The following is a 26,141-nucleotide window of genomic DNA, read 5'->3' on the forward strand; positions in this document are numbered from 1 at the left end:
GAGGCTTGCAAGCCGCCCTACGGAACGACGCCTTTTTTCACACAGAAGGTAGGTGTTGATGAGTGATCAGGTGGGCAACAGCCAGGCCAATAACCCCCTGGCCTGGGTCAACGGCAGCGATGCCCCGGAAAAGAGCAGCCTCGACCTGGGCTTCATGGCCTTGAGCGATTGCGCCTCGCTGGTGGTCGCGGCGACCCAGGGGTTTGCCCAGCCGTACGGGCTGACGCTGAACCTCAAGCGCCAGTCATCCTGGGCCGGCCTGCGCGACAAGCTGGTCAGCGGCGAACTGGACGCCGCCCACAGCCTGTATGGCCTGATCTATGCGGTGCACCTGGGCATCGGCGGCGTGGCGCCAACCGACATGGCGGTGCTGATGGGCCTGAACCAGAACGGCCAGGGCATCAACTTGTCCCAGGGCCTGCAGCACCAGGGCGTGACCAGTCCTGAGGCACTGGCGCGCAAGGTGCACCAAAGCCGGACAAAACTCACCTTCGCCCAGACGTTTCCCACCGGCACCCACGCCATGTGGTTGTATTACTGGCTGGCCAGCCAAGGCATTCATCCGCTGCGCGATGTCGAGAGTGTGGTGGTGCCGCCGCCGCAGATGGTCGCGCACTTGCAGGCCGGGCGGATTGACGGCCTGTGTGTGGGCGAACCCTGGTGCGCCAGCGCGGTGCAGCAGAACCAGGGCTTTACCCTGGCCACTAGCCAGGCGATCTGGCCGGATCACCCGGAAAAAGTCCTGGGCTGCACCCAGGCGTTTGTCGAGCAATACCCCAACACCGCCCGCGTGCTGGTAATGGCGATTCTGGAGGCCAGCCGTTTTATCGACGACAGCCTGGAGAACCGCCGCTCCACCGCGCAACTGCTCAGCGCCAGGGAATATCTGGACGCCCCACTCGACTGCATCGAACCGCGCCTGCTGGGGGCTTATGACGATGGCCTGGGCAACCACTGGCAAGACGTGCACGCGCTGCGCTTCCATGGCGGTGGCGAGGTCAACCTGCCGTACCTGTCCGACGGCATGTGGTTCATGACCCAGTTCCGCCGCTGGGGCCTGCTGCGTGACGACCCTGACTACCTCGCCGTTGCCCGGCAGGTGCAGCAACTGGACCTCTACCGCCAGGCCGCAACGGCAGTGGGTGTGGCAGCCTGGGGCGCGGACATGCGCAGCAGCCAATTGATCGACGGCAAGGTCTGGGATGGCTCGGACCCAGCCGCCTACGCCCGTAGCTTCCGCCTGCATGCCCTGGCCGACGATGTCGTCCGCCACGCCTTGCGCTGATGGGAGGCCACCCATGTTGCGAATCCTGCTGATCAATGACACCCCACGCAAAGTCGGGCGCCTCAAAAGTGCACTGACCGAGGCCGGTTTTGAGGTGATCGACGAGTCCGGCCTGACCATCGACCTGCCGGCGCGCGTCGAAACGGTGCGCCCGGATGTGATTCTGATCGATACCGAGTCACCCGGCCGCGATGTGATGGAGCAAGTGGTGCTGGTCAGCCGTGACCAGCCCCGCCCCATCGTGATGTTTACCGACGAACATGACCCCAACGTGATGCGCCAGGCGATCAAGTCCGGGGTCAGTGCCTACATCGTCGAGGGCATCCAGGCCCAGCGCCTGCAGCCGATCCTCGATGTGGCCATGGCACGCTTCGAGAGCGATCAGGCCCTGCGTGCGCAGCTGCAGGCCCGCGACCAGCAACTGGCGGAACGCAAGCGCATCGAGCTGGCCAAGGGTTTGCTGATGAAAATGAAGGACTGCAATGAAGAACAGGCCTACACCCTGATGCGCCGCCAAGCCATGAGCCGCCAGCAGAAGTTGATCCAGGTGGCCGAGCAGATTATTGCCATGAGTGAATTGTTAGGCTGAGACACACAACTACCCTCGCCCACTGTGGAAACGGGCTTGCCCGCGATGGCAGTGTCCCGATTGGCGCAAGACTTGCAAACCAAACATCCCAGGTAACCAACGGCGGTTGCCCCTCCACGACAAAGACGTCGCACATCCGGTTTGCCCAGGCGAACCCGGTGGCGGCGTTTTTTCGTTTGGGTGGGGCGGCCTTCGCTGGCCGTTCCATCACCAGGCCTTCTACAAGATCCCCAATCTGAGGTGCGTGATGAAATCAAGCTTCTGGAAATCCGGGCACACCCCGACCTTGTTTGCCGCGTTCCTGTATTTCGACCTGAGTTTCATGGTCTGGTATCTATTGGGCCCGCTGGCGGTGCAGATCGCCGCCGACCTGCAACTGACCACCCAGCAACGCGGGCTGATGGTTGCCACACCGATCCTGGCGGGCGCGATCCTGCGCTTCTTGATGGGCATGCTGGCAGACAAGTTGTCGCCCAAGACCGCCGGCCTGATCGGCCAGGTGATCGTGATTGTGGCGCTGTTCTGTGCCTGGAAACTGGGGATCCACAGTTATGAACAGGCGCTGCTGCTGGGGCTGTTTCTCGGCATGGCCGGGGCCTCGTTTGCCGTGGCCCTGCCGTTGGCCTCCCAGTGGTACCCCGCCGAACACCAGGGCAAGGCCATGGGCATCGCCGGTGCGGGCAATTCCGGCACGGTGTTCGCCGCATTGCTGGCGCCGCTGATCGCCGCCGCCTTTGGCTGGAGCAACGTGTTTGGCTTTGCCCTGATCCCGCTGGTCCTGACCTTGATCGTATTCGCCTGGCTGGCGCGCAATGCCCCTGAGCGACCGAAAGCCAAATCCATGGCCGACTACTTCAAGGCCCTGGGCGACCGCGACAGTTGGTGGTTCATGTTCTTCTACAGCGTGACCTTCGGTGGCTTTATCGGCCTGGCCAGCGCCCTGCCCGGCTACTTCAACGACCAATATGGCTTGAGCCCGGTCACTGCCGGCTACTACACCGCCGCCTGTGTGTTCGGCGGCAGCCTGATGCGGCCCCTGGGCGGTGCCCTGGCCGACCGGTTCGGTGGGATCCGCACCCTGCTGGGTATGTACGGCGTGGCGGTGGTGTGCATCGCGGCAGTGGGCTTCAACCTACCGAGTTCCTACGCTGCACTGGCCCTGTTCGTATGCACCATGCTCGGCCTGGGGGCCGGTAACGGCGCGGTCTTCCAGTTGGTGCCCCAGCGCTTTCGCCGGGAGATCGGCGTGATGACCGGGTTGATCGGTATGGCCGGCGGTATCGGCGGTTTCGCCCTGGCGGCGGGTATGGGCGCAATCAAGCAAAGCACCGGCAGCTATCAGTTGGCGTTGTGGCTGTTCGCCAGCCTGGGCGTGCTGGCGTGGTTCGGCCTGTATGGCGTGAAGCGGCGTTGGAGGACCACCTGGGGTTCGGCTGCCGTCACCGCAGCGCGGGTCTGATGAGCCTGCAACTGAGCGTGGCCCAGGCCAGCGCCATTGGGCCGCGCGCGGAAAACCAGGACGCCCTGCGCCTGGTCACCCCGGCCCCGGAGCTGGCCGCGAGCAAGGGTTATCTGTGTGCCATCGCCGATGGTGTCAGCCAATGCGCCGACGGCGGCCTGGCCGCGCGCTCGACTTTGCAGGCCCTGGCCCTGGACTACTACGCCACGCCGCAAACCTGGGGCGTGGCCCAGGCCCTGGATCGCCTGTTGCTCGCACAAAATCGCTGGCTGCAGGCCAATGGCGGCGGCCAGCCGTTGCTGACCACCCTCAGCGCCCTGGTGTTTCGCGGCCAGCGTTTTACCTTGGCCCATGTCGGTGACTGCCGGGTGTATCGCTGGTTCGCGGGCGAGTTGCAGCGCATCACTGAAGAACATGTCTGGGAGCAACCGGGCATGCAACATGTGCTCAAGCGCGCCCTGGGCCTGGACCAGCATCTGGTGGTGGATTTTCTCGACGGTGAACTGCGCCAGGGCGAGTGCTTCCTGCTGCTCAGCGATGGGGTATGGGCGACCCTGGCCGATCACAGCATCCGCGCGATCCTGCGCGAACAGGCCGATCTGGATCTGGCCGTGAACACCCTGGTCAATGCGGCGCACCTGGCGGGTAGCCAGGACAATGCCAGCGCCCTGCTGGTGCGCATCGACCAGCTTGGCGCCGCGACCCTGGGTGATGCGCTGGTGCAGTTGCAGCAGTGGCCGCTACCGCCGCCGTTGAAGGCCGGGCAAGCCTTTGAAGGCTGGCAGGTGGAGTGCGTGCTGGCGCACAGTCGGCAGTCGTTGCTGTATCGGGTACGTGATACCCAGCAGCAAGCCTGGCTGCTGAAAACCCTGGCCCCGGGTCGCGACGATGACAACGATGCGGCCCAGGCCCTGCTCGCGGAAGAATGGTTTTTGCGCCGGGTGGCGGGACGGGCATTTCCTGAAGTCCATCCGGGCAGCGGGCGTCAGCATTTGTACTATGTGATGCGTGAATACAGCGGGCAGACCCTGGCCGAACTGTTCCAGCAGCAAGGCCCCTTGCCGCTGGCGCAATGGCAGTCCATCGCCGAGCGCTTGCTGCGGGCGGTGGGCATGCTGCATCGCCGGCAAATCCTGCACCGTGACATCAAGCCGGAAAACCTGCTGTTGGGGGAAGACGGCGAACTGCGGGTGCTGGATTTTGGCCTGGCCTATTGCCCCGGCTTATCCGAAGACCGCGCTCACCTGTTGCCGGGCACCCCCAGCTTTATCGCGCCCGAAGCCTTCAGCGGCGAACGTCCGACACCGCAGCAGGATTTGTACAGCGTCGGCGTGAGCCTGTATTACCTGCTGACCGGGCATTATCCCTACGGTGAAATCGAAGCGTTCCAGCGGCCGCGCTTCAACACGCCTGTCAGTGCCAGCCGTTATCGACCCGACCTGCCCGACTGGTTGCAACAGAGCCTGGAGCGCTCGGTGGCGGCACAAGCGGCCCAACGTTACGAAACCGCCGAGGAATGGCTGCTGGTGCTGGAACAGGCCGACCGCCGCGAACTGAGCCTGCGCCCGCGGCCACTGCTGGAGCGCGAGCCGCTGAAGGTCTGGCAAACCCTGGCGTTGGTGTCGTTGCTGATCAATCTGCTGTTGCTGTATCTGTTATCCCTATAGGAGGCAGGTGCGCCAGTTGTGGGCGTTCCGCCTTCAAATGGTGCGTAAAGGCCTTGGAGCATCCACTAAAACCCCAGTAAACCCGGCGTTGCGCGACTTGGCACAACCACTGCATTAGCTTCTGCAACACCCCCACATACAGCCCACCCTTCAACGACGAAGGTGGGGCTTTCCCGAGAGAACGGGACCAGGACAAAGGCGTCCTCGCTAGGCAACTAGCGGGACGCCTTTTTTGTTTGCGCGTGATTTGTCGAGCCACTGCGGAGAACGACATGAAGAAACTCAAACTGGTGATGATCGGCAACGGCATGGCCGGGGTTCGCACCCTTGAAGAACTGCTGAAGCTGAGCACCGAGCTGTATGACATTACGGTCTTTGGCGCCGAGCCCCATACCAACTACAACCGCATCCTGCTGTCGCCGGTGCTGGCCGGTGAGCAGACGTTCGAAGAGATCGTGCTCAACGACCTGGACTGGTACCTGCAAAACAACATCAAGCTGCTGCTCAACCGCAAGGTGGTGCAGATCGACCGGGTCAAGCGCAAAGTCATCGCCGAAGACGGCACGGAAGCCGAATACGATCGCCTGCTGATCGCCACCGGCTCGACCCCGTTTATCCTGCCGATCCCCGGCAATACCTTGCAGGGTGTAATTGGCTACCGCGATATCGCCGACACCCAGGCCATGATCGACACCGCCCGCACCCACAAGCACGCGGTGGTCATCGGTGGCGGCTTGCTTGGCCTGGAAGCGGCCAATGGCCTTATGTTGCGCGGCATGCACGTGACCGTGGTGCATATCGGCGAATGGCTGCTGGAACGCCAGTTGGACAAGACCAGCGGCCAGTTGCTGCAAACCGAACTGGAAAGCCGGGGCCTGGTGTTTCGCCTGTGCGAGCAGACCCAGGCCCTGCATGACGCCGGCAATGGTCGCGTGGGCTCGGTGCAGTTCAAAAATGGCGAGGTGATTCCGGCTGACCTGGTGGTGATGGCTGCCGGTATCCGCCCCAACACCGAGCTGGCGGAACAGTCCGGCATCCCGTGCAACCGTGGGATTCTGGTCAACGACACGATGCAAACCTACGACCCGCGCATCTATGCCATCGGCGAGTGCGCCAGCCATCGTGGGATTGCCTACGGCCTGGTGGCGCCGCTGTTCGAGCAGGCCAAGGTGTGTGCCAACCACCTGGCGCAGTTGGGCTTCGCCACTTACAAAGGCTCGGTGACCTCGACCAAGCTGAAAGTCACCGGCATCGACCTGTTTTCTGCTGGCGACTTCATGGGCGGCGAAGGCACCGAGACCATCACCCTTTCCGACCCTATCGGTGGCGTCTATAAGAAGCTGGTGATCAAGGACGACATACTGGTCGGCGCCTGCCTGTACGGCGATACCGCCGACGGCGGTTGGTATTTCCGGCAGATCCGTGAGAACCATGGCATTAGTGAGATCCGCGATCACCTGATGTTCGGCGAAAACGCCCTGGGCGATGTAGGCCACCAAGGCCAGGACAAAGCCATGAGCATGGCCGACAACGCCGAAGTCTGCGGCTGCAACGGGGTGTGCAAGGGCACCATCGTCAAGGCAATCCAGGAACAGGGCCTGTTCAGTGTCGATGAGGTGAAAAAACACACCAAGGCCGCCAGCTCCTGCGGCTCCTGTGCCGGGCTAGTGGAGCAGATCCTGATCAACACCGTGGGCGGCGCCGCCGACGTCAAACCCAAAAGCGAAAAAGCCATCTGCGGCTGCAGCGACCTCAATCACGGGCAAATCCGCCAGGCCATTCGCGACCAGCACTTGCTGACCATCGCCGACACCATGAGCTACCTGAACTGGCGTACGCCCAACGGTTGCGCCACCTGCCGCCCGGCACTCAACTACTACCTGATTTCCACCTGGCCGGGCGAAGCCAAGGACGACCCGCAATCGCGCCTGATCAACGAACGGGCCCACGCCAATATTCAGAAAGACGGCACCTACTCGGTAGTCCCACGGATGTGGGGCGGTGTGACCAATCCTTCCGAGCTGCGCCGGATTGCCGATGTGGCCGACAAGTACAACGTGCCGATGGTCAAGGTCACCGGCGGCCAGCGCATCGACTTGCTGGGCATCAGGAAACAGGACCTGCCCGGGGTGTGGAAAGACCTCGATATGCCGTCCGGGCATGCCTACGGCAAATCCATCCGCACCGTGAAGACCTGTGTTGGCAGCGAGTTCTGCCGGTTTGGCACGCAGAACTCCACGCAACTGGGCATTGAGCTGGAACATGACCTGTTCAATATGTGGTCGCCCCACAAGGTCAAGCTGGCGGTGTCCGGGTGCCCGCGCAATTGCTCGGAAGCCGGAATCAAGGATGTGGGCATTATCGGCGTCGACTCGGGCTGGGAGATGTACATCGGCGGCAATGGCGGGATCAAGACTGAGGTCGCGGAGTTTTTCGTCAAGCTCAAGACCGCCGAAGAAGTACGTGAGTACAACGGCGCTTTCCTACAGCTGTACCGCGAAGAAGCCTTCTACCTGGAGCGCACCGTGCACTACCTGCAACGGGTGGGCATGGACCACATCAAGAAGGCCGTGCTGGAAGACCCGGCGCGGCGCCAGGCCCTCAATGAGCGCCTGCAATTCTCCCTGTCGTTTGAACAAGACCCGTGGAAAGAGCGCCTGGAGCAGCCGCTGCTGAAGAAGGAATTCGACACCATCGCCGTCAAACACCTGGAGGTAGTACTATGAACTGGCTGGATATCTGCGCCCTCGAAGAAATCAACTCCCTGGGCTCGCGCATTGTCAGTGGCCCGAAAGGGGAAATCGCGATTTTCCGTACCAGTGACGATGAAGTGTTCGCCCTCGATGACCGCTGCCCGCACAAGGGCGGGCCGCTGTCCCAGGGGCTGATCTATGGCAAACGCGTGGCCTGCCCGCTGCACAACTGGCAGATCGACCTGGCGTCCGGCGAAGCCCAGGCCCCGGATATCGGCTGCGCCCACCATCACCACACCCGGGTGGAAAACGGCCGGGTGATGCTGGCCCTGCGGGACGCCGGTTGATGAACCGCCAGGTCACGGCATCGACCTGCTGCTACTGCGGGGTCGGCTGCGGCGTGCTGATCGAGCACGATGGCACGCAGATCTTCGGGGTCAGCGGCGATCCGGCACACCCGGCCAACTTCGGCAAGTTGTGCAGCAAGGGTTCCAGCCTGCACCTGACCGGCGATCTGACGGCGCGGGCGTTGTACCCGCAGCTGCGCCTGGGCAAAGAGCTGGCCCGCGGCCGCACCGACTGGGACACGGCCCTGGAACACGCGGCCAATGTATTCGCCGACACCATCGCCGAGCATGGCCCCGACAGCGTGGCGTTCTATATCTCCGGGCAACTGTTGACCGAGGACTACTACAGTTTCAACAAACTCGCGCGGGCCCTGGTGGGCACCAACAATATCGACAGCAATTCCCGGCTGTGCATGTCTTCGGCAGTGGTCGGCTACAAGCGCAGCCTGGGCGCCGATGCGCCGCCGTGCAGCTATGAGGACCTGGAGGCCAGCGATTGCGTGATGATCGTCGGCAGTAACATGGCCTACGCCCACCCCGTACTGTTTCGCCGGCTGGAAGAGGCCAAGGCACGCCGACCCGAGATGAAAGTGCTGGTCATCGACCCCCGGCGCACCGACACCTGCGACTTGGCGGATATGCACCTGGCAATCCTGCCCGGTACTGATGTGGCGTTGTTCCATGGGATTTTGCATCTGTTGCTGTGGGAAGACTGGATCGACCGCGACTTTATCCAGGCCCATACCGAGGGTCTGGTCGAGTTGAAGCGGCTGGTCCACGACTACACGCCACAGATGGTCACGCAATTGTGTGGGATCAGTGTCGAACAACTGCGCCAGTGCGCACAGTGGGTGGGCACCTCGCCCAGCTTCCTGTCGCTGTGGTGCATGGGGTTGAACCAGTCCACCGCCGGCAGCGCAAAAAACAGTGCGCTGATCAACCTGCACCTGGCCACCGGCACCATTGGCCGCCCGGGTTGCGGGCCCTTTTCCCTGACCGGCCAGCCCAACGCCATGGGCGGCCGGGAGACCGGCAGCCTGTCGAACCTGCTGCCTGGCCATCGCGACGCCGGCAACGCCGAGCATCGCGCCGAAGTGGCCACCTACTGGGGGGTTGAACAACTGCCCTGCAGCACCGGCTTGACCGCCATTGAACTGTTCGAGCAGGTACAGGCCGGCAAGATCAAAGCGTTGTGGATCGCTTGCACCAACCCCGCGCAATCGTTGCCAGACCAGAACAACGTGCGCCAGGCCCTGGCCGCGTGCCCGTTCGTGGTGTTGCAGGAGGCCTTCCGCACCACAGAAACCGCCGCCTTTGCCGACCTGTTGTTGCCCGCCGCCAGTTGGGGCGAGAAAGAAGGCACCGTGACCAACTCCGAACGGCGCATTTCCCACGTGCGCCAGGCCATCGCCCCACCGGGTGAAGCGCGACCAGACTGGGCGATTACCGTGGATTTCGCACAGCGCCTGGAGCGCCGCTTGCGTCCTCAAAAAACCGGCCTGTTTGCCTTTGAAACGCCCGCGCAGGTGTTTGATGAATACAAACAGCTGACCCGTGGTCAGGACCTGGACCTGTCGGGCCTCAGCCACGCCCTGCTCGACCGCATCGGCCCGCAGCAATGGCCGTTTCCCGCAAAGGCCCAGGCCGGCACGCCACGGCTGTACACCGATGGCGTCTTCCCGACCGCCAGTGGTCGTGCGCAGTTTGTCGCTGATCCTTATCGCGCCGCCAAAGAGCAGCGGGACGCGCGCTTTCCACTGACCCTGATCACCGGCCGCCTGCGTGACCAATGGCACGGCATGAGCCGTACTGGCACGGCGGCGCAACTCTTTGGCCATGTCAGCGAAGCATCGCTCAGCCTGCACCCGGACGAACTGCGCCGGCACCGTTTCAAAGAAGGCGACCTGGTCAATCTCAAAAGCCGTCGCGCCAACGTGATTGTGGCGGTGACCAGTGATGACAGCGTGCGACCCGGCCAGGCATTCCTGCCGATGCATTGGGGCGATCGCTTCCTTAAGGGTGGCGTCAATGCGCTGACCCAGCCGGCGTTCGACCCACTGTCGAAACAGCCGGAACTCAAACACAGCGGCGTACGCCTGGAAGCCGTGCAATTGCCCTGGCACTTGTTCGCGCTGATCGAGGGCGATGTGCAGCAACACTTCGAAGCCTTGCGCCCCCTTTGTGAGCAGTTTGCCTACGTCAGCCTGAGCCTGACCGGGCGTGAGCGGCCGGCCCTGCTGGTGCGGGCTGCCCATACCGAAGCACCGGACCTGCAACTGCTCAACAGCATCGACCGATTGCTGGGCCTCAATGACGGCCCGGTCATGGCCTATGACGACCCGCGCCGCTCCATCGGTAAACGGGTAAAGATCGAGAAAGGCCGGATTACCGCGATCCGCCTGGCCGGCGAAACCCTCGCCCGCCACTGGCTGCAAAGCCTGTGGCTGGAAGGCCGCGCCGACGAACAGTTACGCCGCTGGCTGCTGGCACCGCTAAGCGCGCCGCCCGGTGGTGGAACGACCAGCAACAGAATCCTCTGCAACTGCAAAAACGTCAGTGAACGCGCGATATGCGCCGGCATCGGCCGCGGCCTGAACCTGGACGGGCTGAAACAAGCATTGGGCTGCGGCACGCAATGTGGCTCCTGCGTCCCCGAAATCAAACGGCTATTGGCAAGCACCTCGCAGCCAATCGCTATCAGTGTGTGAGGGCAATACCTATGAATGCAAAAGTCTGGCTGGTGGGCGCAGGCCCGGGTGATCCGGAGTTGTTGACCCTCAAGGCCGTACGGGCCCTGCACGAGGCCGATGTGGTGCTGATTGATGATCTGGTCAACCCGGCGGTACTTGAGCATTGCCCCGGTACGCGGGTGATTACCGTCGGCAAGCGCGGGGGGTGCCGTTCCACACCCCAGGATTTCATTCATCGCTTGATGCTGCGTTATGCGCGCCAGGGTAAATGCGTGGTGCGCCTGAAGGGCGGCGATCCGTGCATTTTCGGACGCGGCGGCGAAGAGGCCAGTTAGCTGAAGGAGCGAGGGGTCAGCGTGGAGTTGGTCAATGGCATCACGGCCGGGCTGGCGGGTGCAACAAACTGCGACATACCGCTGACACTGCGGGGAATCAGTCGTGGCGTGACGCTTGTCACCGCCCATACCCAGGACGACAGCAGCCTTAATTGGCGGGCACTGGCCGAGGGTGGCACGACACTGGTGGTCTACATGGGTGTGGCGAAGCTTGCAGAGATTGCCCAGCAGTTACTGGAAGGAGGCATGGCCGCAGATATGCCGGTGGCCATGATCGAGAACGCCTCGATGCCCCAGCAGCGCGAATGCCGCAGTTCCCTGGCGCGCATGCAGGAGGATGCCCAGGGGTTTGCCTTGAAGAGCCCAGCCATCCTGGTGATCGGCGCGGTAGCAGCCACAGCCGTGGAAGCCGCCTTGCTGGCAAGCGCCTGAAGCAAATGGCAGGCGAAAAAAAGCCCGGCCTAAGCCGGGCTTTTTTCTAGCACTCAGTAATTACTGAGCTTGAGCTTCAACCGACGCTTCTACACGACGGTTAACAGCGCGACCAGCTTCAGTTGCGTTGTCAGCAACTGGGCGGGATTCGCCGTAACCAACCGAAGTGATACGGCTAGGAGCTACGCCATCTTTAACCAGGACTTGCTTAACAGCGTCAGCACGACGCTGGGACAGCTTCTGGTTGTAGGCGTCTGGACCGACGGAGTCAGTGTGACCAGCAACTTCTACGTTGGTAGCTGGGTACTGAGCCATGAAGTCGGCCAGGTTTTTCACGTCGCCGTAGCTGTTAGGCTTAACAACGGCCTTGTCGAAGTCGAACTTCACGTCCAGCTCAACACGAACAACCTGAGCAACCGGAGCTTCTGGCTCTGGAACTGGCTCTGGAGCTGGTGCTGGGGTAGGAGCTGGAGCAGCTGCGCCAGCGTTACCGCCGAAGTTTACGCCCAGGCCGACCAGTGCGGAGTAGTCCCACTTGCCGTTGTCCAGACCGTAGTCAGCTTCAACACCGGCACGAGCGTACAGGTTGTTGGTGAAGTAGTACTTAACGCCGGTACCAACGGTAGCGAAAGTAGTCTGATCGCGACCGGTGTGGCCGTCAGCACGTACGTTGCCACGGCTCTGGTGACCGAAACCACCTTCTACGTATGGACGCAGGGAGTCGACGCCAGCTTGACCGAAGTGGTACTGAGCAACGAGGCTGCCGGTATCACCTTTGATCTTCTGGTTGCCAGTACCGTCAGTCGAACGGGTGTGGTTGGTCTTGTCGTAGGACAAGTTCAAGGACAGGTCGTCGGTCAGGAAGTAACCGATGCGAGCGCCAGGATTGAAGCCGTCTTCGATGTGCTTGACGCTATCGTTGTACTGCTTCTTGTAGAACAGCTCGCCTTCAACTGCGCCTTGGCCTTGTGCCAGAACGCCGAAAGAAGTAGCGGCAATAAGAGAACCAATGGCCAAGCCCAAGGTGTTTTTCAGTTTCATCCGTTAAATCCCCATCTGGTGATTGTAAAGCAGTCCCACATACCGGGGGACAACTCGGCGACAAGTCTAACAGAACTTGCCTACACGTAAGAGATATTTGCACCGAACTAAGTTTCAGTACTGTCCGCAAATTTCTCACGTAATTTATCAAGAGCACGTTTGTAACGCATTTTTGTAGCACTCAAACCCATATGCATAATGTCAGCAATTTCCTGAAATTCCAGTTCTGCGACAAATCGTAGCACCAGAATTTCCCGGTCAATTGGGTTCACATGCACCAACCAGCGATCAAGCCCGCCCTTCTCCTCGGGTGCCGGCGTCTTTTCTTCAGACGCCTCCTCAAGGGGGTCAAGGCTCAACGCGTCCATCAAGCGACGCTTTCGCCGTTCCTTACGATACTGCGTGATGCACTCGTTGTACGTGATGCTGTAGAGCCAGGTTTTGAACTTCGATTTACCCTCGAAGTTCTTCAGGCCATACAACACCTTGAGCATCACTTCCTGACAGACATCATCCGCATCACGATCGTTCCCTAAATACCTTGAACAAACGTTGAACAGAGTGCGTTGATACCTGCGCATCAATTCTTCGTACGCGCGTGTTACGTGAAACAGCTCCGTGTGCGCGCGCGCGACCAACTCCTCATCAGAGAGCTCACGGGGGTCATAGCGCGTGGACAGCGTTTGGGCTTTATTCAAAACAAGTCGTGCCGACAGTCAGGTCAATGTCCGCCACAGCCTGGATACCCAGGTTTGCGGCGGCGTACATTAGCAGGGTTACCGGGTTAGCGGCTATTGACCTGCTGTTCCAGCAGAACCCGATTGGACAGCGACACTAGTTCGCCATCATCGGTCAGCACCGTGGTTTTCACCGTACCGATCTCTTCAATCTGCCCTTCGACCTCGCCAACACGCACGTGTTGCCCCACCTGATACAACTCACGCACATAAATTCCCGCAAGAATCTGCCCGGCAATTCCCCGGCTTCCCAACCCCATGGCCAGCGCAACGGCCAGACCAACGGTAATCAAAACGATCACAATCACATGGTTAAGCAGGTCAGTCTTGACCTCCAGTTGACTGATCGCCACCGAAATACTGATGATGATCACCAGGCCCTGGGCAATTCGCCCCAGGCCGCCGGCATAGTCCAGGCCTACACCCTCGGCAGCGCCGCGCACCAGCCCATTGGCCAGTTGCGCCAGCAACACACCCACCAGCAACACCAGCGCGCCGCCGAATACTTTCGGCAAATACAGCGCAAGCATGTCGAGCGTAGCTGAAACTCGCTCAAGTCCAAGTGATTGCGCCGCAGAAACCAGAAAAATCAGCAAAACAAACCAATAGACGATCTTGCCGATCAGCGTAGAGATCGGCACTTGCAGCCCGGCGCGCCCCAGCAGCTTGGTCAACCCGGTGCCAGCCATCAGGCGATCGAGGCCCAGCTTGGCGAGTAATTTGGAGAGCAGGGTGTCGAGCAGCTTGGCCACGACAAAACCCAGCAATACCAGCACCAGCGCACCAAACAGGTTGGGAATGAAATTCGCCACCTTGGTCCACAACGCAGTCATTGCAGTGACCAGACTCTGTGTCCAGAGATCAAGTTCCATATTCAATCAGCCTTATCAGCAGTGCGAGCAATAGGTTTACGACGAGAAACAGGTGATACATGGGCCGAACCATTGTTCAGCGCCATCATCAGTGCCGGCACCCAGCGGCCGAGCAGACCAAACAGGTCGCCCGCGCCTACCTGGCGGTTGGCGGTTTTCAGCACGCGGCCCAGGCAAGCATCGTCGTCACGGTTGGACGGCGAAGCGTTAAGCATGTCACGCAAAGACTGTTCAAACGGATCGTGCATAGGGACCTCTCGCAAGTGAATTAAAAGACGAGGGCAAAATTCGTCGGGTCACATGACCCCTCCGACCGTTCAGGTCACGTTCAGGTCAAACCCAGCGTAAACGTCGAAACAACCACCATTGTCCAAGGGCCACCGACAGCATCAACAGGCAGGCCACCACGAATCCATAAGGACTCTCGGAGAACGGAATCCCCCCGACGTTGATCCCCAGCAAACCGGTCAGGAAACTCATCGGCAAAAAGATCCCGGTGATGATCCCGAAGCGGTACATGGTGCGGTTCATACGCACGCTCAAACGCCGATCCTCGGCCTCCAGCACCAGCCCCACGCGCTCCCGGCTCAGTTCCAGCTCTTCCAGGTAACGGGTCAGGCTGTTATTCAATTCATTCCAATAGTCGGCATCGTCATCGACAAACCAGGGCAATTTTATACGTGTCAGTTGCGCAAAAATATCCCGCTGCGGAGCCAGAAAACGCTTGAGCGCAGCAGCACGCCGACGGATCTGCAGGACGTTGCCATGTTCCGGTGTATACCGTTCGTCGGCATCCAGTTTTTCTTCTTCAATATCGACGATTTCAGACAGGTCGCTGACCAGATCCTGCACTTTATGAGTCAGGTACTGCGCCATGTACAAGATCAGCTCGGAAGCGCTCTTGGGGCCTTTTCCATCCGCCAACTGCACCAGCAACTCGTCGGTGGCGCGCAAGGGTCGCAGACGCAGGGAGATGACCCGTTCAGCCGCGGCGAAGATACGCACCGACACCATGTCTTCCGGCTCAGCCCCCGGATTGAGGTTGATCCCGCGCAGAAACAGCAGCAATTCGTCGTCCGGCAACGGCAACAGCCGCGGGCGGGTGTTCTCCTCCAGCAGCAGGTCACAGGCGAATTCGCTCAGGCCACTGGATTTGCGCAACCAGGTCTGGGTCTGGGGATGACTGCGGTCCCAATGCAGCCACAGGCTTTCCTGGGGCTGCAGTTGCAGGTCGTCAAGCTCGGTCCGGGCAATCGAACGCGCACCACCTTTACCGTCCAGCACCAGGGCATGCACCAGCCCCCACTGCGCGTTTTCTTCCTCGAACATCCTCACCCCATCGACTACTGCGGTTATTCCGGCATTTTCAGCGGGCTGGGCGAAACAATCACGCCGTTATTGTCGGCGTAGACATATTCGCCCGGACGGAATGTCACGCCAGCAAAAGTCACGGCCCCGCCCAGGTCGCCCACACCCTGGCGATGACTCTTTTTCGGGTGGCTGGCCAGGGCCTGCACGCCCAGGTCGGTCTGCGCCAACACGTCAACGTCACGCACACAACCGTAGATCACCAAGCCTTCCCAGCCATTTTTCGCCGCTCGATCAGCAATCATGTCGCCCAGCAAGGCGCAGCGCAGCGAACCACCACCGTCGACCACCAGCACTTTGCCGGTGCCGTCCAGCTCAGCCTGTTCCTTGACCCGGGAGTTGTCTTCAAAACACTTGACGGTCACGATCTGGCCGCCGAAGGAGTCCCGGCCACCAAAGTTGGCGAACATCGGCTCCAGCACCTGCACCAGGTCCGGGTAGGCGTCACACAGGTCGGGGGTAACGTAATGGTTCATCGAGAAGCTCCTGTCGGTGAAAGAAGGTGTCGAACATCCACAGCTACATCAGGAAAACGCATCGCAAGGGGCATTCTTTAAGCCCTGCCACTGCGCAGGCGACCATGATCAGACCCACCAGACCGTAACGCAATAGCCACTGCGCGACTGAATATGACCAAAACATCCCGAAGCGTCATATCTTAGCCGCAAGCCACCGCGAGTGAAACGCCCTTGGCAGAGCCTTTTCTCAGACGCTCTCGAGCACAGGCGCCTGCGAGCCGACCAAAGGTGTCAGTGGATCATTCAACCAACGCTGCACCAATGGCCATACTTCGGCCTGGGCGGCTTTGCTGACCAGCATTTCGACATGCCCGAAATCACCGCTGAACCCCTGCTTGCGCCCCAGGCACAGGTATTGGCGGTGCTCGCTGCCGACCTGGTCAAACAGCTTGCGGCAGGCCCAGTCCGGGTCTTGATGATCGCCTGCGGCACTCACTGCCAGCAGCGGCACATCGACCTCAGCCAGGCCTTTCCACCAGTCGCGCTCGGCATCGCCAAAACGCCCGAACAAACCGTGCCAGCGCATGCTTTCCAAGGCCAGGCCGATGGGCTCATCTTCCGGCCCACGCTTGAGCCGCGAACCGGAGAGTTGGGCAAAACGCTTCAAAATCAAGCGCCCTCCCCACTCCACCGGCGGAATTTTCAACGGCCAGTAAGTACGACTGACCTGGCAGCCAAACAGCGCCACCGACGCGACAGCCGGCGCGCCCAGATACTGGCCACCCAAGGCTGCCGCCAAAGTCGTACCACCCAGCGAGTGGCCGATCCAGTGCGGAATCTGCGCGCTTTGCTCACGCACAAAAGCAGCGATGGCTGGCAAGTCGTAACGAGCATAGTCGGCGACGCGATTCTTGGCGTAGTCGTGGTTACGTCGGGAAAGCCCGTGGCCGCGCATCTCCGGGATCCACACATCAAAGCCCTGGCGCGCCAGGTACGCCCCCAGGCCAATACCTTTGGGCGAATACCAGAACCGCCGATTGGAAAAGCTGCCATGCACCAACACCACCGGTATGCCACGGCTTTGCGCGACATCGGCCAGGCCCAGGCGTGTCACCGCCAGTTCTACGGTGCCATCCGGGCTGTTGCCAGGCTTGAGGCGATAGACATCTTCACTCAGGTCGCCACGACGCTCAGCGCTGATCAAGGCGACGGGAAACAGGTTGCTGCTGCTTTGCATAATGTTCTTGCACAAAAAAGGGCGGCGTCCGGTAGGAGTTCCGCCCTGTACAGAATGAGAAATGCCGGCCTGCCACACTGGCTGGCCGGCAAATGGCAATTACGCCGAGGCTTGACCTTCAGCCAGGAAGAACCAGGTTTCCAGCACGGAATCGGGGTTCAGCGAGACGCTTTCGATGCCCTGTTCCATCAGCCATTTGGCCAGGTCCGGGTGATCGGAAGGGCCTTGGCCGCAGATCCCGATGTACTTGCCGGCCTTGTTACAGGCCTGGATGGCGTTGGCCAGCAGCTTCTTGACCGCAGGGTTACGCTCGTCAAACAGGTGCGCGATGATCCCGGAGTCGCGATCCAGGCCCAGGGTCAACTGGGTCAGGTCATTGGAGCCGATGGAGAAACCGTCGAAGAATTCCAGGAACTCTTCGGCGAGGATGGCGTTGGACGGCAGCTCGCACATCATGATCACGCGCAGGCCGTTTTCACCACGGGTCAGACCGTTCTCGGCCAGCAGGTCAACGACCTGGCTCGCTTCGCCCAGGGTGCGCACAAAGGGCACCATAATCTCGACGTTGGTCAGGCCCATCTCGTTGCGCACACGCTTGAGGGCGCGGCACTCAAGCTCGAAGCAATCGCGGAATGCTTCGCTGATATAACGCGAGGCGCCACGGAAGCCCAGCATCGGGTTCTCTTCTTCCGGCTCGTAAAGCTTGCCGCCGATCAGGTTCGCGTATTCGTTGGACTTGAAGTCCGACAGGCGCACGATGACTTTCTTCGGCCAGAACGCCGCCGCCAGGGTGCTGATGCCTTCCACCAGCTTCTCGACGTAGAAACCTACCGGATCGTTGTAGCCGGCAATGCGCTTGTCGACGCTGTCCTTGATTTCCACCGGCAGGCCGTCGTAGTTCAACAGGGCCTTGGGGTGCACGCCGATCATGCGGTTGATGATGAATTCCAGGCGGGCCAGGCCCACACCGGCGTTCGGCAACTGCGCAAAATCAAAGGCGCGATCGGGGTTGCCGACGTTCATCATGATCTTGAACGGCAGGTCGGGCATGGCGTCGATGGAGTTTTGCTTGATATCGAAGCCCAGCTCACCTTCAAAGATGAAGCCGGTATCGCCTTCGGCGCAGGAAACGGTAACGCCCTGGCCGTCCTTGAGCAATTGGGTGGCGTTGCCACAACCGACAACCGCTGGGATCCCCAGTTCACGGGCGATGATCGCCGCGTGGCAGGTACGCCCGCCACGGTTGGTGACGATGGCGCTGGCGCGCTTCATCACCGGTTCCCAGTCCGGGTCGGTCATGTCGGAGACCAGCACGTCACCTGGCTGGACCTTGTCCATCTCGGACACGTCCTTGATGATCCGCACCTTGCCCGCGCCGATGCGCTGGCCGATGGCACGGCCTTCCACCAGCACGGTGCCGGTTTCTTTCAACAGGTAGCGTTCCATGACATTGGCCGAAGTACGGCTTTTCACGGTTTCCGGGCGGGCCTGGACGATGTACAGCTTGCCGTCGTCGCCATCCTTGGCCCATTCGATGTCCATCGGGCACTTGTAGTGCTTCTCGATGATCATCGCCTGCTTGGCCAATTCGCTGACTTCGGCATCGCTGAGGCAGAAACGCGCACGCTCGGCCTTGTCGACATCAACGGTTTTCACCGAGCGACCGGCCTTGGCCTCGTCGCCGTAGATCATCTTGATAGCCTTGCTGCCCAGGTTGCGGCGCAGGATCGCCGGGCGGCCGGCTTCAAGGGTGTGCTTGTGCACGTAGAACTCGTCCGGGTTGACCGCGCCTTGTACGACGGTTTCGCCCAGGCCGTAGGCGCCGGTAATAAATACCACGTCACGGAAGCCCGATTCGGTGTCCAGGGTGAACATCACGCCGGCAGTCCCGGTTTCCGAACGCACCATGCGCTGCACGCCGGCAGACAGGGCCACCAGTTTGTGGTCGAAACCCTGGTGCACACGGTAGGAAATGGCGCGGTCGTTGAACAGCGAGGCAAATACTTCCTTGGCTGCACGGATGACGTTTTCCACGCCACGGATGTTCAGGAAGGTTTCCTGCTGGCCGGCGAAGGAGGCGTCGGGCAAGTCTTCGGCGGTGGCCGAGGAACGCACGGCGACAGCCATGTCCGGGTTGCCGGCCGACAGGGTGGCGAAGGCGGTGCGAATTTCTGCGTTGAGCTTCTCGGGGAACTCGGCTTCCATGATCCACTGACGGATCTGTGCGCCGGTCTTGGCCAGGGCGTTGACGTCATCGACGTCGAGCGCGTCCAGGGCAGCGTGGATCTGGTCGTTGAGGCCGCTCAGTTCGAGGAAATCGCGGTATGCCTGGGCGGTGGTGGCGAAACCACCGGGCACCGAAACACCAGCGCCCGCAAGATTACTGATCATCTCGCCGAGGGATGCGTTCTTGCCCCCCACATGCTCTACATCATGGACGCCGAGCTTATCGAGGGAAACTACGTACTCTACCAAGGTGATCTCTCCACTAACTGTGTTGGAAAAGCTCAGGGCGCCGGTGGCTCAGTAGGAGCATTTACCGGCGTTTGTGGCCTGGACCTGGAAAATAAGTGAGAATGCAGCCCACTGTGGGACGGCAAAACCGCGCCTATCATATCCAAGATTCGTCATCAGCTTAAGGCCCAAGGCTCAAATGAAACGATCTGCTTTCTTTATCTCCGACGGCACCGGCATTACCGCCGAAACCCTGGGTCAAAGCCTGCTCGCGCAGTTCGAAAGCATCACCTTCGCCAAATTCACCCGGCCTTATATCGATAACGTGGATAAAGCGCGGGCCATGGTACAACAAATCAATCTGGCCGCCGAAAAAGACGGTATGCGCCCGATCATTTTCGACACCATCGTCAATCAGGACATCCGTGAGATCCTCGCGACCTCCAATGGTTTCATGATCGACATCTTCTCGACCTTCCTCGCGCCCCTGGAACAGGAGCTGAGTGAACATTCCTCATACTCCGTGGGCAAGTCCCATTCCATTGGCCATAACTCCAACTACATGGAGCGGATCGAGGCGGTCAACTTCGCCCTGGACAACGACGACGGCGCCCGCACCCACTACTACGACAAGGCCGACCTGATCCTGGTCGGCGTGTCGCGCTGCGGCAAGACCCCGACCTGCCTGTACATGGCCATGCAATTCGGCATCCGTGCGGCCAACTACCCGCTGACCGAAGACGATATGGAGCGCCTGCAACTGCCGGCGGTGCTGCGCACCCATCAGCACAAGCTGTTTGGCCTGACTATCGACCCGGACCGGCTGACGGCGATCCGTAACGAACGCAAGCCCAACAGCCGTTATTCAAGCTATGCCCAGTGCGAGTTCGAGGTGCGGGAAGTGGAAAATCTGTTCCGCCGGGAAAACATTGCGCACATCAATTCCACGCACTTTTCGGTGGAAGAGATTTCGGCAAAGATCCTTGTTGAAAAAGGTGTTGAGCGGCGCTTCAAATAACCTGTGGCGAGCGGGCTTCCCGCGTTGGGCTGCGAAGCAGCCCTAAATAGAGAAGAACACGGTACACCAGACACTCATCGGGGCCTGGTTTTGGGGCTGCTGCGCAGCCCAACGCGGGCAAGCCCGCTCGCCACAACATTTACAGGTGGAACCGGCCCCCCCCCTGCCCCAGCGCCGTAGCCAGCGCATCAAATCCGGCCCTCAGCAACTGATCATCCTCAGACGTATTGCAGATACTCGCCCGAATAAACTGCGGCACCGCCGTCTGCCCTACGGCAAACGCTTCTGCCGTGGCGATCAGGTAATTGTTCTGCTTGAGTTCAGCCTCGATTTCCGACGCCCGCCAAGGCTCCGGGACTTCAATCCAGAAGTGCGGGCTGTTGAGGTGAGTCCGGTACTCCAAGCCGCTCAGCAGGTCTTCGACCAACGCCTTGCGGCGGCTGATTTCACTGACCTGTTGACGCAGCAGATGCTCTGCCGTGCCGTTTTCAATCCACTGCGTGGCCAGCTCCAGGGTCACCGGCGTGGCCATCCAGCAGGTTGAACGCAGGGCCGCAGAAATACGGCTGACCAGCGCCGGTGGCGCATGCACATACCCCACCCGCAAGCCGGCCGACACGGCCTTGCTCAGGCTGCTGATCAGAATCGTGCGCTCCGGGGCAAAGTGACTCAGGGGTGGTGGGCGATCTTGCACCAGCACACCGTGGGCCTCGTCTTCGAGGATCAGCAGGTTGTGCTCGCGACACACCCTGACCAGTGCCTCACGGCGGGCGACCGACAACACCGCCGTCGTCGGGTTCTGGATGGTCGGCGTGCAGTACAGGGCGGCCACCCGGTGATTACGACAGACTTCCTCCAGGGCTGCTGGCAACACGCCTTCCTCATCCATTTCCAGGCCGATCAGGCGAATGCCCAGCATCCGCGCGGCGGTGATCAGGCCGGGGTAGGTCAACTGCTCGGTCACCACCGTGTCGCCCGCGCGCACCAACGCCATCAAGGCGCACAGCAACCCATGCTGGCCTCCATTGACACAGATGACCTGCTCGGGAATCGGATGAAAGTCGCGCTGCACCAACCATTGCGCACCTGCCGCGCGGTAGCGGGGCAAGCCGGCGTCCGGGGTGTAGGCACTGATGTCCTGCAGGAACTTGGCATTGGTGGCCAGGGTTTCAAAGCTCTGGGCCAGGAACGTGGTCTCCTGCCCAGGGATATGCATATTGCGGCTCATATCGAAGTACTGCCGCGGCTCCTCGCTGACGTTGCGAAAGCCTTCGTCACGCTGGCGCTCCATCCCACGCTTGCGCACGAATGTTCCGTCGCCCACCCGTGCCACCACCAGGCCCAGGCGTTCCAGTTCACCGTAGGCACGGCTGATGGTCCCGATGGTCACCCCCAGATTGTCGGAAAGCACCCGATGAGGGGGCAGTTTGCGCCCCGGTTCGATCAAGCCTTCGAGGATGCCCCGCTCCATGACATCTGACAGGCGCTTGTACTTCACACCCTGCCCATTGGACAGTCCCTCTCGCATGATTGACACCATGTCAATATTTGTTTTGACAGCCATCATTCGCCCTAATAGTGTGCTTTTACGGGTTCATTCACCGGGTGAAACCTCTAATTACAAGTTCAATATAGAGTTCAATTCCGGCTCAGGGAAGCAATAAACAATGCCAATGTCCGCCGTCATCGAAAATGCCGAAAAAACCAAAAACCACAAACAATGGCTGGCTGGCCTGATCACCAGTGTGATGTTTCTGATTGTCTGCCTGAGCTGGGGCACCACCTGGCTGGGGATCAAGATCGCGGTGGAAAGCGTGCCGCCACTGACCTCGGCGGGCTTGCGCTTCCTCATCGCCTTTCCGCTGTTCCTGTGCTTTGCCCTGGTGCGGCGCGAACCAATCCTGTTTCCACGGGAGAGCCGCTGGTTCTTTGTGTTCGTGACCCTGTGCTACTTCAGCGTTCCGTATTACCTGCTCAACTACGGCGAGATGCACGTCTCGTCCGGCCTGACCGCCCTGCTGTTCAGCTGTATGCCAGTGTTTATCCTGATCTTCTCGGCATTGTTCCTACGCGAGCGCATCTACTTTTCCCAGGTCATCGGGATCGGCATCGGTTTCGGCAGCCTGTACATGATCCTCAAGAGTCAGGGACTGCACCTTGACCATGCCGAGTTCTTCGGCGTACTGGCGATTCTGACCGCCGCGATCATGCATGCCTTGTGCTATGTCATTACCAAGCAAAAAGGCAGCGCCATCAGCGTGATCACCTACAACACCCTGCCCATCGGGATTGCCGGGCTGATGCTGTTCGTCGCCGGCCTCTGGTTTGAATCGCCGACCTTCGAGGCCATCACCCTGCGGTCCTGGAGCGCCCTGTTCTACCTGGGCCTGGTAGCGTCGGTGGGCGGTTTTATCGTGTACTTCATGCTGCTCAAGCGCCTGAGCCCGATCATCCTGTCGTTCGTCTTCATTATTTTCCCGGTGTTCGCCGTGATCATCGGTGCCTGGTACGAAGGCCTGGAACTGTCCCGGGACCTGATGCTGTATTCGGCGATCCTGCTGGCCGGCTTTGCAATCACCAAGCTGCCGATCGAAAAGCTGCTGGCAAAACCCAATTGACCCTTTACCCACCACGCGAGAGAAACATGGAAGTCCTCCGCCAAACCGCCCTGGAGCAGATCTACGCCCACGCCAGCAGCACCTATCCCGAAGAGTGCTGCGGCTTTGTCTTTGCCGACGGCAGCGTGTACCTGGGCAGCAATATCCAGAACGAGTTGCACCGCAAGAACCCCGAGGCCTACCCCCGCAGCGCGGCCAACGGCTACACCTTCTCGGTGACCGACACGCTGCTGATGAACAAGGCCTTTCGCACGGACAACCCGGTGGTGGTGATTTACCACTCCCACCCGGATGTCGGTGCCTACTTCAGCGACGAGGATCAGGACAAGGCCCTCTACATGGGGGAACCGATCTACCCCGTCAGTTACCTGGTGGTGGATGTCCGCCAGGGCAAGGCCCTTGGGTCGAAGCTGTTTGCCTGGGATGGCACGCACTTCGCCCTCAACCCCTTCAACGACCTGCAAACGGAGTTGTACATGAACGCTGTCTCTTTCCCCGACATCCTGGCCCGTGTGGCCAAGTTGCCAGAATCGACCCTCGAGGGTGCCGGATCGACATTGCGCGAAGTCATTGAAGGCCTCTGTGCCCGCTACCCGCAGCTGCGGGCGCACCTGTTCCACGAGAACAACGGCCGGCTCAAGGAACACTTCCTGTTCACGGCCGGGGAAGAACTGATCGGCCCCGACGAGCCGCTGCCCGAAAAAGCAAAAATCGAAGTGCTGCTCGCCACCTCCGGCGGCATGGACATCGAGTCCTTGAGCAACGAGGAAGTGCAGCGCTATGTGCGCCATATCACCCTGCCGGGTGTCGGCCGCGAAGGGCAACTGAGCCTGAAAAAAGCCAGGGTGTTGATCATCGGCACCGGCGGCCTGGGCTCGCCCATCAGCCTGTACCTGGCCGCTGCCGGCATCGGCACCCTGGGCCTGGTGGACTTCGATGTGGTGGAAAGCAGCAACCTGCAACGCCAGGTGGTGCATGGCAACAGCACCCTGGGCCTGCCCAAGGTCGAATCCGCCAAGCGCCGGCTGCAGGACCTCAACGCGCACATCCGGATCAACACCTACGACACCGCGCTGAACGCCGACAATGCCCTGGAACTGGTCGGCGACTACGATCTGGTGATCGACGGCACGGACAACTTCGAGACCCGCTACCGGGTCAATGATGCCTGCGTACAATTGGGCAAGCCGCTGGTGTATGGCGCGATCTACCGTTTCGACGGCCAGATCAGCGTGTTCAATTACCAGGGCGGGCCCTGCTACCGCTGCCTGTACCCCCACGCCCCGCCGGCGGAACTGGCGCCCAATTGCAGTGCTGGCGGGGTCATCGGTGTACTGCCCGGCGTGGTCGGGATGATCCAGGCCACCGAGGCGATCAAGCTGCTGATCGGCCTGGGCGAGTCCTTGTCCGGCCGGTTGATGCGCTTTGATGCCCTGGCCATGAAGTTCAGTGAAATCCGTTTCAAGCGCCGCGCCGACTGCCCGTGCTGCTCCGACCTGCGTGAAGAACATCAGCCCCCAGCCACCGTCTGTGCCGATGCCATCCGCAGCGCTCCAAGCCTGGCCGCAGAGCACTACATCAAGCCCCAGATGCTCAAGCAGTTGCTGGAGCAGCGCAGCAGCGCCGACATCCTGCTGGATGTGCGCGACGCCAGCGAGCTGGAGGTATGCCAACTGCCCGGCGTGGTGCACATCCCCCTGGCCCAGCTCGACGAGCACCTCGACACGCTCAGCCGTGACAACACCCACTACCTGATCTGCTACGCCGGCATCCGCGCCGAGCAGGCCGCCAGCACCTTGCTAGCCGCTGGCTTTGCCAACACCCGGGTGCTTGAAGGCGGCATGAAACATTGGGTGCGCGACGTCGAACCCGACATGCCTTTGTACTGATCACAGGCCTGGGGGTACTTATCTGATGCTGCACAACTCCATACTCGACGCCATCGGCCAAACGCCCATCGTGCGCCTGGAACAATTCTCCGAAGACCTCGGCATCGAGGTCTTCGCCAAGCTTGAATCCCTGAACCCGGGCGGTAGCCACAAGGCACGGATTGCCCTGGGCATGATCCTCGACGCCGAGCGCCGGGGCATCCTGATTCGTAACTCAGGGCAAACCATCATCGAACCCAGCGGGGGCAACACTGGCATCGGCCTGGTGATGGCCGGCAATGTGCTGGGCTACAAAGTGGTGCTGGTGATTCCCGACAACTACAGCCCCGAAAAGCAAAAGCTGCTGCGCCTGTATGGGGCCAAGGTGGTGCTGTCGGACAGCCGCCTGGGCAATAACTCCCATGGCGAAAAGTGCATGGAGCTGCAGCTGGAAAACCCCAGCTTCGTCATGCTCAACCAGCAACGCAACGGCGCCAACCCCCAGACCCATCGCGACACCACCGCCCCGGAAATCATCCGCGCCTTTGGCGAGCGCCAGGTCGACTACTTCGTCAGCGGTATCGGCACCGGGGGCCATATCACCGGGATCGGTGAAACCCTCAAGGCCGCCTGGCCGCAGATCCGCGTGATGGGTGTAGAACCCGAGGAGTGCGACCTGCTCAGCGACCGCCATGCGCCGCACCATATCCAGGGCCTGTCCATCGGCTTGATCCCGAGCATTCTCAACCTGAATGTGCTGGACGGCATGCTCAAGGTCTCGCGCCTCGACTGCCTGGAAATGATGAAGCGCATCATGCGTACCGACGCCATCAGCCTGGGACTGTCGTCGGCCGCCAATATGGTGGCCATCGCCAAGCTCGCCCCGGAACTGCCCACCGACACCGTCGTCCTGACCATGGTGTACGACAGCGCCGACAGTTATCTGCCCTGTTTCGAATAACGACAATTACGG

The 26,141-nt window shown here is 60.9% G+C and carries 20 protein-coding genes and 1 pseudogene; 12 read left to right on the forward strand and 9 right to left on the reverse strand.

Annotation, left to right across the window (positions count from 1 at the left end):
• The first annotated feature begins 58 nt into the window (after positions 1-58).
• From K1X80_RS20665 to cobA, 8 genes and pseudogenes are all read left to right on the forward strand, one after another.
• Positions 59-1,285: a CmpA/NrtA family ABC transporter substrate-binding protein gene (locus tag K1X80_RS20665; protein ID WP_120733854.1), complete on the forward strand. Its 1,227-nt coding sequence runs from the start codon at positions 59-61 to the stop codon at positions 1,283-1,285.
• A gap of 13 nt (positions 1,286-1,298) precedes the next feature.
• Entirely contained in the window at positions 1,299-1,874 is a 576-nt protein-coding gene (locus K1X80_RS20670; protein ID WP_057439520.1) for an ANTAR domain-containing response regulator, read from the forward strand.
• Between the two features lie 247 nt (positions 1,875-2,121).
• A complete protein-coding gene (locus tag K1X80_RS20675; RefSeq protein WP_057960340.1) occupies positions 2,122-3,333 on the forward strand; it encodes a NarK/NasA family nitrate transporter in 1,212 nt (403 codons plus the stop codon).
• Positions 3,333-5,000 carry a bifunctional protein-serine/threonine kinase/phosphatase gene (locus tag K1X80_RS20680; RefSeq protein WP_170044412.1) on the forward strand — a complete coding sequence of 556 codons (1,668 nt, stop codon included), beginning with the start codon at positions 3,333-3,335 and terminating at the stop codon, positions 4,998-5,000. The genes K1X80_RS20675 and K1X80_RS20680 overlap by 1 nt, the downstream gene beginning before the upstream one ends.
• Before the next feature lie 272 nt (positions 5,001-5,272).
• Positions 5,273-7,726, forward strand: a complete 2,454-nt coding sequence (nirB, locus tag K1X80_RS20685) for a nitrite reductase large subunit NirB (protein WP_220172493.1) — start codon at positions 5,273-5,275, stop codon at positions 7,724-7,726.
• Positions 7,723-8,040 (forward strand): nitrite reductase small subunit NirD, encoded by a 318-nt coding sequence (gene nirD / locus K1X80_RS20690; protein WP_220172494.1) that lies wholly within the window; start codon positions 7,723-7,725, stop codon positions 8,038-8,040. Before nirB ends, nirD begins: the two co-directional genes overlap by 4 nt.
• The gene (locus tag K1X80_RS20695) at positions 8,040-10,748 is read left to right on the forward strand and encodes a nitrate reductase (RefSeq protein ID WP_220172495.1); all 2,709 of its coding nucleotides are present in this window, start codon (positions 8,040-8,042) and stop codon (positions 10,746-10,748) included. Before nirD ends, K1X80_RS20695 begins: the two co-directional genes overlap by 1 nt.
• Before the next feature lie 11 nt (positions 10,749-10,759).
• A pseudogene (gene cobA, locus K1X80_RS20700) lies at positions 10,760-11,497 on the forward strand (uroporphyrinogen-III C-methyltransferase).
• A gap of 60 nt (positions 11,498-11,557) precedes the next feature.
• Here the strand turns inward: cobA and K1X80_RS20705 are convergent.
• The 8 genes from K1X80_RS20705 to ppsA all read right to left on the reverse strand — a co-directional run bounded on the left by K1X80_RS20705 (position 11,558) and on the right by ppsA (position 19,685).
• Entirely contained in the window at positions 11,558-12,538 is a 981-nt protein-coding gene (locus K1X80_RS20705) for an OmpA family protein (protein ID WP_057444927.1), read from the reverse strand.
• Positions 12,539-12,645: 107 nt separating this feature from the next.
• The gene (gene sigX / locus K1X80_RS20710; protein WP_057439524.1) at positions 12,646-13,236 is read right to left on the reverse strand and encodes an RNA polymerase sigma factor SigX; all 591 of its coding nucleotides are present in this window, start codon (positions 13,234-13,236) and stop codon (positions 12,646-12,648) included.
• Positions 13,237-13,322: 86 nt separating this feature from the next.
• Positions 13,323-14,147 (reverse strand): mechanosensitive ion channel family protein, encoded by an 825-nt coding sequence (locus K1X80_RS20715; RefSeq protein ID WP_057439525.1) that lies wholly within the window; start codon positions 14,145-14,147, stop codon positions 13,323-13,325.
• 2 nt (positions 14,148-14,149) lie between these two features.
• Positions 14,150-14,395, reverse strand: coding sequence for a hypothetical protein (locus K1X80_RS20720; protein ID WP_038442312.1), 246 nt, complete (start codon positions 14,393-14,395; stop codon positions 14,150-14,152).
• An 85-nt stretch (positions 14,396-14,480) separates the two neighbouring features.
• On the reverse strand, positions 14,481-15,476 hold the full coding sequence (locus K1X80_RS20725; protein ID WP_057439526.1) for a zinc transporter ZntB: 996 nt from the start codon (positions 15,474-15,476) through the stop codon (positions 14,481-14,483).
• Between the two features lie 23 nt (positions 15,477-15,499).
• On the reverse strand, positions 15,500-15,991 hold the full coding sequence (rraA, locus tag K1X80_RS20730) for a ribonuclease E activity regulator RraA (protein ID WP_029298280.1): 492 nt from the start codon (positions 15,989-15,991) through the stop codon (positions 15,500-15,502).
• A 229-nt stretch (positions 15,992-16,220) separates the two neighbouring features.
• Positions 16,221-17,210 carry an alpha/beta fold hydrolase gene (locus K1X80_RS20735; protein ID WP_057960344.1) on the reverse strand — a complete coding sequence of 330 codons (990 nt, stop codon included), beginning with the start codon at positions 17,208-17,210 and terminating at the stop codon, positions 16,221-16,223.
• A gap of 99 nt (positions 17,211-17,309) precedes the next feature.
• The gene (gene ppsA, locus K1X80_RS20740) at positions 17,310-19,685 is read right to left on the reverse strand and encodes a phosphoenolpyruvate synthase (protein ID WP_029298284.1); all 2,376 of its coding nucleotides are present in this window, start codon (positions 19,683-19,685) and stop codon (positions 17,310-17,312) included.
• A gap of 178 nt (positions 19,686-19,863) precedes the next feature.
• Between ppsA and K1X80_RS20745 the strand changes: the two genes are divergently transcribed.
• Complete coding sequence (locus tag K1X80_RS20745; protein WP_032863389.1) at positions 19,864-20,682, forward strand: pyruvate, water dikinase regulatory protein; 819 nt, start codon at positions 19,864-19,866, stop codon at positions 20,680-20,682.
• Positions 20,683-20,821: 139 nt separating this feature from the next.
• Here K1X80_RS20745 and K1X80_RS20750 read toward each other — a convergent pair whose 3' ends face one another.
• Entirely contained in the window at positions 20,822-22,246 is a 1,425-nt protein-coding gene (locus tag K1X80_RS20750) for a PLP-dependent aminotransferase family protein (protein ID WP_198799613.1), read from the reverse strand.
• A gap of 160 nt (positions 22,247-22,406) precedes the next feature.
• Between K1X80_RS20750 and K1X80_RS20755 the strand changes: the two genes are divergently transcribed.
• Genes K1X80_RS20755 through K1X80_RS20765 form a run of 3 tightly spaced genes read left to right on the forward strand, consistent with a single transcriptional unit; the run spans position 22,407 to position 26,129 of the window.
• Entirely contained in the window at positions 22,407-23,300 is an 894-nt protein-coding gene (locus K1X80_RS20755) for a DMT family transporter (RefSeq protein ID WP_162947804.1), read from the forward strand.
• A gap of 26 nt (positions 23,301-23,326) precedes the next feature.
• The gene (gene moeB / locus K1X80_RS20760) at positions 23,327-25,189 is read left to right on the forward strand and encodes a molybdopterin-synthase adenylyltransferase MoeB (protein WP_198792186.1); all 1,863 of its coding nucleotides are present in this window, start codon (positions 23,327-23,329) and stop codon (positions 25,187-25,189) included.
• Between the two features lie 25 nt (positions 25,190-25,214).
• Positions 25,215-26,129, forward strand: coding sequence for a PLP-dependent cysteine synthase family protein (locus tag K1X80_RS20765; RefSeq protein WP_057439531.1), 915 nt, complete (start codon positions 25,215-25,217; stop codon positions 26,127-26,129).
• Positions 26,130-26,141 lie beyond the last annotated feature (12 nt).

Source organism: Pseudomonas sp. So3.2b, assembly GCF_019464415.1.
Classification (GTDB): Bacteria; Pseudomonadota; Gammaproteobacteria; order Pseudomonadales; family Pseudomonadaceae; genus Aquipseudomonas; species Aquipseudomonas shahriarae.